The organism is Desulfobacula sp., assembly GCF_030611305.1.
Lineage (GTDB): Bacteria > Desulfobacterota > Desulfobacteria > Desulfobacterales > Desulfobacteraceae > Desulfobacula.
The window spans coordinates 41,341-50,355 of the sequence record NZ_JAUWQB010000018.1; the positions used below are offsets into that span (position 1 = coordinate 41,341).

Below are 9,015 nucleotides of genomic sequence, written 5' to 3' on the forward strand. Positions count from 1 at the left end.
ATACCAACAAACATTTTTAGTAAAGGGCCGGAAATTTAGTTCCCGACCCTTTCTGCATAATTTTTATCTGCTTAAAGCGTTATTTTTCTTCTTTACCAGCATCAGCCATCATCTTAAGCACGGTGTATTTATCCGTCACTTCTCCTTCTATTTTAGCTCTCAGCCGTTTTGATTCTTCGGGGAAGCTCTTTTCAAGAGCAGCAAACCTGGTTTCACCGCCAAGAAATTCCTGCAAAGTTCCGTCGGGAGCTTTTGAATCAAGAATAAACGGATTTTTTCCTTCTTTGACCAATTCAGGGTTATACCTGTATAATGGCCAGTAACCGGATTCAACCGCGAGTTTTCCTTCAAGCTGTGATTTACCCATGCCTTTTCTGATACCCTGGTTAATACATGGGGCATAACAGATAATTAAGGATGGTCCGGGATATCTTTCCGCTTCAAGGAAGGCTTTCATGGTCTGATTCTTGTTTGCCCCCATGGAGATGGATGCCACATAGACATATCCGTAACTCATGATCATGCGGCCCATGTCTTTTTTAACCATTTTTTTGCCCGACGCGGCATATTTTGCAATGGCACCGGTCGGTGTTGCCTTGGAAGACTGACCGCCCGTATTGGAATAGACTTCTGTATCCATAACCAGGATATTAATATCGTCTCCGGATGCAAGGACATGATCCAGGCCACCAAATCCAATATCATAGGCATAGCCGTCACCACCAAAGACCCAGTGGGATTTTTTCACAAATATATCTTTTTCATCATAGATTTCTTTTAAGATGCCATGGGTTTCATCTTTTAACAGGGTTTTTAATGCAAAGCTAAATTTTTTGGATTCTTCTGCATCATCTTTCCCTGCAAGCCAGCCGTTTAATGCATCTTTTAGTTCTGAGGATATATCGGTTTCAAGGGCCTGTTCAACCTTTGATGCCAGAGCTTTTTTCCTGGTATTGGTGGCCAGCATCATGCCATACCCGAATTCTGCTGCATCTTCAAACAAAGAACTTGCATATGCCGGACCTGCCCCATCTGCGTTTGTGCAGTATGGTGTTGCAGGAGCGGAACCGCCCCAGATTGAGGAGCATCCGGTGGCATTGGCAATGGTCATTCTTTCACCAAAAAGCTGTGTCAATAGTTTTGCATAGGGTGTTTCACCACAGCCTGCACATGCGCCGGAGAACTCAAGAAGAGGCTGATAAAGCTGACTTCCCTTAACAGTTCCCCTTTTAAGGATATCGGTTTTAAATGGAATGGTTTTGGAAAATTTATAATTTTCAAGCTGGCCTTCAAGCTGGCCGGCCAGAGGTTTCATCTCAAGGGCAGGGATTTTGGAAGGACAAATATCTGCACAGTTTCCACAGCCCAGACAATCTAATGGATTTACCTGAATTCTGAATTGATACTCTTCCATACCCTTGCCTTTACCATCAACAGCAACAAAGTTTTCAGGGGCATTACCAAGTTCCTCTTTTGTAGTAACAATCGGGATAATTGCTGCATGAGGACAGACAAAGGCACACTGGTTGCACTGAATACAATTTTCAGGAATCCATTCCGGAACATTAATAGCAACCCCTCTTTTTTCATACTGGGAGGTTCCCTGTTCAAAAATACCATCCGGTGAAAATGCACTGACCGGAAGATCGTCTCCGCCCTGAGCATTAATTTTTTTCATGACATTATCCACAAACGGGGTGGTCTTTTCAACAAGCTTTTCTTTTCTTACACCATCTTTCCAGAATTCAGGAATCTCAATTTCAATCAGATTATCAAGGGTTTTATCAACGGCTTCAATATTCATTGAAACAATTTTTTCACCTTTTTTACCGAACTTGGCTTTTATGTCTTCCTTTAAAAGGCCGATTGCTTTTTCAACCGGAAGAACATTGGCAAGGTTAAAAAAGCAAGTCTGCATGATCATGTTGATCCGACCGCCTAAGCCCACTTCACCGGCAATTTTAACGGCATCAATATTAAAAAACTTGATCTTTTTATCATAAATGGTTTTTCTGACATCACCGGGAATTGATTCTTCCATATCTTCAACAGACCAGGATGAGTTCAAAAGAAAGGTTCCCCCTTCTTTAATTCCCTTTAGGACATCATAAATCTCTACATAGTTGGATTTATGACAGGCCACAAAATCAGGATGGTCAATCATGTAAGTTGATTTGATGGGCACATCACCAAATCTTAAATGGGATACGGTCAGCCCCCCTGATTTTTTTGAATCATAGGCAAAGTACCCTTGGGCATATTTATCGGTGTTATCGCCGATAATAGCGATAGCACTCTGGTTTGCACCAACGGTTCCGTCAGCACCAAGGCCCCAGAATTTAGAAGCAATGGTTCCTTCAGGTGCCGGGTTAAAACCTGTTTTTACTTCAAGGGATGTGTGGGTTACATCATCAACAATACCCACTGTAAAATGATTTTTCGGGTGGATGGATTTCATGTTGTCATAAACAGCCTTAATCATATTCGGGTTAAATTCTTTGGAAGACAGACCATATCTGCCGCCAACTATTTTAGGGCTTTCACCATATTCCATAAATGCCGTGCATACATCTGTGTAAAGGGGGTCGCCAATAGCACCGGGTTCCTTGGTCCTGTCAAGCACAGTAAGGGTCTCAACTGTTGACGGAATAGCCCTCAAAAAACTCTGGGTATCAAAAGGTCTGTAAAGACGAACTTTTACAAGCCCGAGTCTTTCGCCTTGAGTATTAAGCTGGTTAATGGATTCTTCTATGGCTTCACAGCCGGAGCCCATGGCGACAATCACCCTGTCAGCTTCAGGGTCTCCCACATAATCAAACAAATTATATTCCCGTCCGGTCAGATTGCTGACTTTTTTCATGTAGTCGTTCACAATGGCTGGAAGTTTTAAATAGTATGAGTTGGCAGCTTCCCTGCCCTGGAAAAAAATATCCGGGTTTTGGGCCGTTCCTCTTGTATCAGGGTGTTCCGGGTTTATGGCGCGGTTTTTAAATGCTTTATAGGCATCATAATTAAACAGAGATGCCATATCTTCATATTCAATCATTTCTATCTTCTGGATTTCATGGGAAGTTCTAAACCCCTCATAAAAATGCATAAAAGGCACCCGGGCTTCCATGGTTGCGAGATGAGCAACTAAAGCAAGATCCTGAGCCTCCTGGACCGAATTGGACGACAATATGGCAAAGCCTGTCTGACGGGCAGCCATGACATCCTGATGATCACCAAAAATGGATAGTGCATGGCCGGAAATAGAGCGGGCAGTCACATGAAAAACACAGGGAAGAAGCTCTCCTGCGATTTTATACATATTAGGTATCTTGAGTAAAAGACCCTGGGATGCTGTAAAGCTTGACGTAAGAGCTCCTGCTGCAAGAGAACCGTGAACCGTTCCTGCCGCACCTGCTTCAGACTGCATCTGTTTAATATTCAATACCTGGCCGAATATGTTTTTTCTGCCTTTTGACGCCCAGCTGTCTGCGATTTCACCCAAGGGGCTTGAAGGCGTAATCGGATATATGGCTGCAACTTCACTCATGGCATAGGCCACATGGGTTGCGGCTGTATTTCCGTCAATAGTCTGCGTTCTCTTTTTCATAGTTTTTACCTCATTTATAAATATGAAAATAATTAAAATTCCAATATAGCCTTTAACCCATACAATAACTGGCTGAATAAGTAAATAATTAAAGAAACTCGACAACTTAAGATATCGTGTAAAATGTGTCAATACACAATAATTAAAAGAAGAGTTCTGTTTTTTTTCATTAAACTGTGATAAAAAGGCCCGGTGCGACTAATATATTTTTTTAATAAAAATAACTATTTATAACAAGGATAAAGGTATGGGATTAATCTCTTCAACACATTCTGTCAGCCGGTATCATATTGATGGAAAAATTGAGGGCTCTATAACAGAAGAAGTGCGAAATGGTCTAATAAAACATTCCATCCCAAAAATAGAAAGTGAATATGATGAAATTTCAGCAGGCTGGGCACCGGTTGAAAGTCCTTATAATCCTGATTTTGATAAATTTTCCTTTTTGTTTGGAACTTATTTTCTTTTTTCTTTGAGAATTGATAAAAAATCGATCCCGGCCAAATTAATTCAAAAATATATGGCCCTTGAAATTGAAAAAAAGAAGGGAAAATCAGGAAGAGATTTTATTTCTAAAAATGAAAAATCAGAAATAAAAGAAATAGTTATAGATATTTTAATGCATAAAGTTCCAGCCATTCCCAATATATATGATGTCCTCTGGGATTATGAAGAAAAAAATTTATACCTTTATACCACACAGAAAGCAGCCAATGAGTTTTTTGAAACCCTGTTTTTAAAATCATTTAATTTAAAACCCGTAAGACTGTTTCCCTATACCATTGTTGAAACCCAATCAACTTTTTCAAACCCTCAAAAAGACAGGGTATTAACGCTTGCCCCTTTAAAATATTCGAGGTAATTTTTATGCTTGATATTGCAACTGGTTATAATAAATATAAATTTCTTGGAAATGACTTTTTAACCTGGATCTGGTTTTTAATTGAAACCAATCGGAATATATCATCCCTTTTAAAGACAAAAGATGTTGTCACTCTTGAAGTTGGTAATTCAATTGTCCTTGAAAATAAATTAGGGGATAAATCAAAGGAAAAAATTACCATAAAAGGGGATCAGGCGGGTCTTGAAGAAGGAACCACCGCATTGAAAAAAGGTGCGTGGGTTACCCAGATTAACCTGATTTTTAAAATTAATAAAGATGAGTATAAATTTACTATAAAGGGGGAAAGTTTTAATATTACCGGTCTTAAAACCCCAAAAACAGAACTGTCTAAAAAAGAAGATGAAATTGAAGGTTTGGTATTGGAAAAAGCTTTCTTTTGTTTTAAAATTTTCGAAGTTATTGACATTCTTTTTTTAAATTATCTTGAACAAAGAACGGCAGATGATTGGAATAGTAAAGGATTACAAGATGTTAAAAACTGGATTGGGTCATTTTAATAAAATTTTAAAAACCGGGTAGTTTTGAACACTATAAAATAAAGAGATAAAATTGCTAAGTTTTTATTGAAGAACAAACATAAGTATAAATAGTTATTAAAAAATATATATTATAACTTTAAATAGTTATAACGTTTTGAACATTTAAACACCCTTTATTGTTATTATTATTTTTTACTAAGTATTTAATTAATAAACTCACCTTTATTTAATAATTGATAAATCAAATAATTTGATATAAATATTGAGGGATGTATAATTTTAAAAAAGGATATTTAAATGAAATTTTCGTTTGACAAAAAAGATATTCTGGACGTTCTTTCAAAAATTCAGGGATTAACAGGAAGAAAAACCAATTTAGCCATTACATCTGATATTCTTATCAAAGCAATGGGATCTGGAATCACTATCACAGCCAATGATCTGGAAACCATTTTTCTTGGGACCTATGAGGCCCAGGTGGAAACAGAAGGTGTTTTATCTATTAATTCGAAAAAATTTTTTGAAATTATCAGAGAATACCCGGAAAATAAAATTTTTATTAATGAAATAGAAAACAGATGGGTTGAAATTGGAAAAGGAGACAGTATTTTTCATATTGTATCTTCTGATTATGAAAATTTTCCTGAGACACCGATCATAGAAAATATAGAATTTATTGAAATTAATTCCACAGATCTGAAAAAGATGGTTGATGTAGCCTCTATTGTGAATTATTCAGGTGAAGAAAAACGGATTTATGTTATAGGATCCCTGATTGAAAAAATATCAACAGATGCTGGCGAAAGATTAAGAATAGTATCAACGGATTCAAGACGGCTTCATTGTTATGATACAGAGTTCAAAGGAGAACTCTTGTTACCGGATGAAAGTGTGATTATTCCTAAAAAAGGGTTGTCTGAATTGAGCAAATTCATCGACAGCAGTAAAGGTGGTATAAAAGTGGGAGTTAAAAACAACCACTTTATTTTTCAAAATAAAAATGAATCCATCATGATCAAACTTCTTGAAGGAGAGTATCCTGATTATAAACCCGTGATAAATCACGAAAACATGATTCCCATTGAAATGGACAAAATTATGTTTTCAACCCTTATGAAGCGGGTATCTATTTTAACCTCTGATGATTACAAAAGCGTGATTTTAAATTTCAAGAACAATGAGCTTTTGGTTACTATTACCAATCCTGAAATAGGCGAATCAAAAGAGCAGATGATGATCTCATTTTCCGACGAAGAAATTAAAAGTGCCTTTAATCCGAGATATTTTATAGAAGCCCTAAGTCTTTTTGAAGAAAACATGGTTGTTATAAATATTAAAGACAGTAAAAGTCCTTGTATTATTAAAGGTCTTGATGATGATAAACTTGTTTGTGTAATAATGGCGATGCATATATCATAACATAGAGGTCACGCGTGAATAAAAATAAAACAAGCAAAGAGTATAGTGCGAATAGTATAAAAGTACTTGAAGGTCTCGAAGCCGTACGGAAAAGACCATCTATGTATATAGGAAACATTGATCTTCAAGGCCTTCACCACCTGGTTTATGAAGTGGTGGATAATAGTATTGATGAGGCTATGGCAGGACATTGCGACCGGATCATTGTGACCATTCATCCGGACATGCGTGTGAGTGTGGAAGATAATGGTCGCGGGATTCCTGTTGAAATGCATGAAACAGAACACATACCGGCATGTGAAGTGGTTATGACCAAACTCCATGCCGGGGGAAAGTTTGACAAAGACTCCTATAAAGTATCCGGCGGGTTGCACGGGGTGGGAATTTCCGTTGTAAATGCCCTTTCCCAGCTCCTTGAAATGGAAGTCTATAAAAATGGAAAAATTTATTATCAGTCTTATTCCAAAGGAAAGGTGCTGACCGAACTGGCCATTAAAGGGGATACGGATAAACGGGGAACAAAGATTACATTCAGCCCTGATTTTGAAATCATGAACGAGAATGAATTTGTGTACGAGACCCTTACCCGGAGAATGAGAGAGCTTGCCTTTTTAAACAAAGGTGTCAGAATTATTATCGAAGATGAACGGTCTGCTGAAAAAGAGGATTTTTATTATGAGGGCGGAATCGTTTCTTTTGTTGAGTATCTGAACCGGTCCTGCACAGTTTTGCATGATCCCATTCATATTGAAGGGACTAAAAAGGATGTACAGGTTGAAGTAGCTATTCAATATAATGATACATTTAAGGAAAAACTCTATTCATTTGCCAACAATATCAAGACCATTGAAGGCGGATTTCATGTGTCAGGTTTTAAAGGTGCATTAACCCGTACAGTGAACTCTTATATTTCTTCGGGATCAAACAATCTGCCTAAAAACATGCAGAATATTAAAATCGGCGGTGATGATATGAGAGAAGGCCTTGCTGTTATTATATCCGTGAAACTGATGGAGCCCCAGTTTGAGGGTCAGACAAAAACAAAGCTTGGGAACAATGAAGTTAAAGGGATTGTTGAATCCCTTCTCAATAAAAAATTGGGCCATTATCTCGAGGAAAATCCGACTGTCGCAAGGAAAATTATTGGCAAGGCTGTTGATGCGGCAAGGGCCAGGGATGCCGCCAAAAGAGCCAGGGAACTTGCCAGAAAAAAAGGGACTCTGATGGATTCATCCTTACCGGGAAAACTTGCCGAATGCCAGTATGCAGACCCTGCTGAAAGAGAATTATTTCTCGTGGAGGGAGACTCTGCAGGTGGCAGTGCCAAACAGGGAAGAGACAGACGCTTCCAGGCCATACTTCCCCTTAAGGGAAAAATTTTAAATGTTGAAAAGGCCAGGTTTGATAAAATTCTGCGAAGTGATGAAATTAAAAACATTATTACGGTTCTTGGAACCGGTGTTGGCAGCGAAGAGTATGATATTGAAAAAATCAGATATCATAAAGTTGTGATTATGACGGATGCGGATGTTGACGGATCTCATATCAGGACCCTGTTGTTAACCTTTTTTTACAGGCAGATGCCGGATCTGGTTTCAAAAGGATATCTATATATTGCCCAGCCGCCTCTTTTCAGGGTGGGTTCAAGAAAAAGCGGAGTCTACCTGAAAAACGAAGAAGAGTATTCCAATTACCTGGTAAAGAGAGTTGCCGGGCAGAAAGATATTTTTCTAAACAGAAACAAAGAACCGCTTTTAGAAGATGAGTTTTATTCTTTTTTAATCGATTTGTCTAATTATTATAATGCAGTGAATCTGTTAAAGAAAAGAGATATGGACACAAATCTTTTACTTACCCTGATTAAAAACGGAGTGAAAGATAAATTTTTTCTTGAGGAAAAGCAAAATTTTCTTTCCCTTTCAGAAGATCTTGGAAAGAATGGATATGCCTTTGGTGAAATAGAGTATGACCCGGAAAGAAACATCTTTGAAATGGATATATATGAGAAAGAAGAAAAACAGCTTCTTTTGAGGGTTGGCAGAGAAATTCTGGCCACCGGTGATTACAAAAGAATGTTAAAGGGATATGAAAAAATCAGACACTTTGATAAACCGCCTTTTTCTATATCTGCCAAGCAATCAGATGCACTGACAAAAAAAGAGTATCTTTTTGATGATACCAACAGCCTGTTTGAGTTTGTCATGTCAGAAGCTAAAAAAGGTATCAATACCCAGCGTTACAAGGGTCTGGGTGAAATGAATGCAGACCAGCTCTGGGAAACCACCATGAATCCTGAAAAAAGAAATATGCTTCAGGTGGAGATTGAAGATGCTGAAAAAGCCGATGAAATTTTCACCCTTCTGATGGGTGAGGAAGTGGAACCCAGAAGAAACTTTATTCAAAAGCATGCCCTTGAGGTCTCTTCGCTCGATTATTGATAGAGTTGTTTAAAATAAAAGGCTGGTGAACAGATCCCCCAATTCACCATCAAAAAAAATAAAAAACCCCGTTGCGCTTGATGGCTCAAGCAGATAGAATATTTGTGCAACCAAAAAACTATCATCAACGGGGTGAAATAAATATGACACAAGGCGTGCTACCATTCAAGTATGAAC

The 9,015-nt window shown here is 38.0% G+C and carries 5 protein-coding genes; 4 read left to right on the forward strand and 1 reads right to left on the reverse strand.

The window, feature by feature from the left end; translation table 11 throughout:
* Window positions 1-79 precede the first annotated feature (79 nt).
* Window positions 80-3,598 carry a pyruvate:ferredoxin (flavodoxin) oxidoreductase gene (gene nifJ / locus QAI40_RS05365; RefSeq protein ID WP_304511469.1) on the reverse strand — a complete coding sequence of 1,173 codons (3,519 nt, stop codon included), beginning with the start codon at window positions 3,596-3,598 and terminating at the stop codon, window positions 80-82.
* 247 nt (window positions 3,599-3,845) lie between these two features.
* Here nifJ and rdgC point away from each other — a divergent pair, with 247 nt between their 5' ends.
* The 4 genes from rdgC to gyrB all read left to right on the forward strand — a co-directional run bounded on the left by rdgC (window position 3,846) and on the right by gyrB (window position 8,838).
* On the forward strand, window positions 3,846-4,460 hold the full coding sequence (gene rdgC / locus QAI40_RS05370) for a recombination-associated protein RdgC (RefSeq protein ID WP_299979197.1): 615 nt from the start codon (window positions 3,846-3,848) through the stop codon (window positions 4,458-4,460).
* Between the two features lie 5 nt (window positions 4,461-4,465).
* Window positions 4,466-4,999, forward strand: a complete 534-nt coding sequence (locus QAI40_RS05375; RefSeq protein ID WP_299979200.1) for a hypothetical protein — start codon at window positions 4,466-4,468, stop codon at window positions 4,997-4,999.
* Window positions 5,000-5,278: 279 nt separating this feature from the next.
* The gene (gene dnaN, locus QAI40_RS05380) at window positions 5,279-6,400 is read left to right on the forward strand and encodes a DNA polymerase III subunit beta (RefSeq protein WP_299979202.1); all 1,122 of its coding nucleotides are present in this window, start codon (window positions 5,279-5,281) and stop codon (window positions 6,398-6,400) included.
* Between the two features lie 14 nt (window positions 6,401-6,414).
* Window positions 6,415-8,838, forward strand: coding sequence for a DNA topoisomerase (ATP-hydrolyzing) subunit B (gyrB, locus tag QAI40_RS05385; protein WP_299979205.1), 2,424 nt, complete (start codon window positions 6,415-6,417; stop codon window positions 8,836-8,838).
* Window positions 8,839-9,015 lie beyond the last annotated feature (177 nt).

Bases quoted from the DNA above. Each gene is read 5' to 3' on its own strand.
- QAI40_RS05375 (WP_299979200.1), top strand. From the start codon at position 4,466: ATGCTTGATATTGCAACTGGTTATAATAAATATAAATTTCTTGGAAAT.
- dnaN (WP_299979202.1), top strand. From the start codon at position 5,279: ATGAAATTTTCGTTTGACAAAAAAGATATTCTGGACGTTCTTTCAAAA.
- nifJ (WP_304511469.1), bottom strand. From the start codon at position 3,598: ATGAAAAAGAGAACGCAGACTATTGACGGAAATACAGCCGCAACCCAT.
- rdgC (WP_299979197.1), top strand. From the start codon at position 3,846: ATGGGATTAATCTCTTCAACACATTCTGTCAGCCGGTATCATATTGAT.